Origin of the sequence: Psychromonas antarctica (assembly GCF_022267535.1) — a bacterium.
Lineage (GTDB): Bacteria > Pseudomonadota > Gammaproteobacteria > Enterobacterales > Psychromonadaceae > Psychromonas > Psychromonas antarctica.
In genome coordinates this window covers 1-1,736 of record NZ_JAHNZV010000225.1, presented here as the reverse complement: position 1 = coordinate 1,736, position 1,736 = coordinate 1, and the positions used below count along the sequence as shown (strand labels likewise).

The following is a 1,736-nucleotide window of genomic DNA, read 5'->3' as shown; positions in this document are numbered from 1 at the left end:
GATATATTCTCTGAAAAAATATTTGAAAAATACCCCGTTCCAGCACCTACATCAGCAATAACTGTGTTGCTGTTAAGTTGTAATTTTTTTATTATATAAGATGTTTTTTGCCATTCTTCTCGATTTTCACCATCAAATATCTCTTTTAGTCTTTCCGGGTCTGAAAAGCTGATTCCCATAGTATTCCTCTTAATTAATGTGTTTTTTCATTACTTGTTAGATCAATCTGCGCATTTATTTTTTTTGCATTGAACATAGGTTTATCGGTTCTATCTTTATCTGACCAAAAATTGATATTGAATTGTGCATCTTCACTGATTTCAATGCGGTGCCAATAACTGGGTGGGCTAGTGGCAAACTGTCCAGCATTAATAACCACTTTCACTTCAGGCTCGGTTGCATCACCATCAGCAAAACCATAATAAGTAACGACACCTTCCATCACACATAACTGACCGAATACACCTTCAGCAGTATTATGGTGCGAGAGTAATGCGCTGGGGACATTCTCTTTCGTAAAAAAAGGAGTAGAACGTTGAATTTTCCAGTTAGCAGGTATACGTAAATGACTCATAATAAATTCCTTAAATTAATAATAACTTTTGTTAAATAATAGATTATTGCCAATAATTCTCTGAACTATATTGGCCGGCTTTTCTGCGTAAATGTTTACGGTAACCAAGTTGAATTAAAACGTCACTTGTATCGTGTACCATGCATGGGTTACCACACAAATAGAAGAAACTGTTTTCTGGCGTTAACTTAACGTGTGCTTTTTTAGCTAATTCCCCAGATCCTAATAATGCAGGTATGCGGCCTGTCAACGCCCTTGCACAATGCTGCCTTGAGACAATAGGAATATAACGCAACTTGCCTTGATAACGCTCGACTAACGCCTGTATTTTAGATTGATAGACTAATTCAGCTTCTGTTCTTACTGCATTCACTAACACTATATTTTCAAATCTTGATTGTGTCAGCTGTTCATCTAAAATCGCCAGAAAAGGTCCAATCGCCGTGCCCGTTGATAATAGCCATAAGTCCTTCGCTTCCTCTGGAATTTCCTCTAGGGTCATAAAGCCGCATGCTTCTTTACCGACATAGATACGATCATCTTTTGTTAAGGCATTTAATCGTGGGCTTAACTCGCCCTCAGCGGCTGTAATAAGAAGAAACTCCATCTCCTGATAGCCCTTTTTATGGTTAGGGCTATTAACCAAGGAATAAGCTCTACGAATCCATTCTCCCGATAAATTTTGCAATGCTAATTTGGTAAATTGTCCTGCAATATAATTATTTATAGGCGCTGTTACGATTAGACTAAAGACATTATCAGTCCAATCTATACGTTCTATCACCGTGCCTTCTATCAGACCATGCGGTAGTTCAGACATAACATTCCCCTCTTTTTGCTGTTATACACTAGCGGGCCATTATTGCTTATTCACAATATAAACAACTCTACAAGAGAGGTTGTTTAACAAATATAATGTCTACAAAGCTACCTCACTTGATTAGTAAACAAGCATTGATTAACAGTATATTATAAGTTGCATTTGATATGCAACTTATATGGCATGCATTGCAAATAGCAGTTAAAGTGAGTTAATTAACCTCAGTTCTGGATAATGGAAGCGAAATTAGATTAAATATCAAAAAGTTAAAAAACATATTATACAGTGCTGTTAGTTTTGCGTAGTTCAAGGCGAATCATCGCAGCAATAACTGGTTATTGC

2 protein-coding genes are annotated in these 1,736 nt (G+C 36.7%); both read right to left on the bottom strand.

Features of this window, described 5'->3' with window-relative positions; translation table 11 throughout:
* Positions 1 to 193: 193 nt before the first annotated feature.
* Positions 194 to 574, bottom strand: coding sequence for a TehB family protein (locus KSO91_RS17125; RefSeq protein ID WP_238744232.1), 381 nt, complete (start codon positions 572 to 574; stop codon positions 194 to 196).
* A 43-nt stretch (positions 575 to 617) separates the two neighbouring features.
* Complete coding sequence (locus KSO91_RS17120) at positions 618 to 1,394, bottom strand: ferredoxin--NADP reductase (RefSeq protein ID WP_238744231.1); 777 nt, start codon at positions 1,392 to 1,394, stop codon at positions 618 to 620.
* Positions 1,395 to 1,736 lie beyond the last annotated feature (342 nt).

Bases quoted from the DNA above. Each gene is read 5' to 3' on its own strand.
- KSO91_RS17125 (WP_238744232.1), bottom strand. From the start codon at position 574: ATGAGTCATTTACGTATACCTGCTAACTGGAAAATTCAACGTTCTACT.
- KSO91_RS17120 (WP_238744231.1), bottom strand. From the start codon at position 1,394: ATGTCTGAACTACCGCATGGTCTGATAGAAGGCACGGTGATAGAACGT.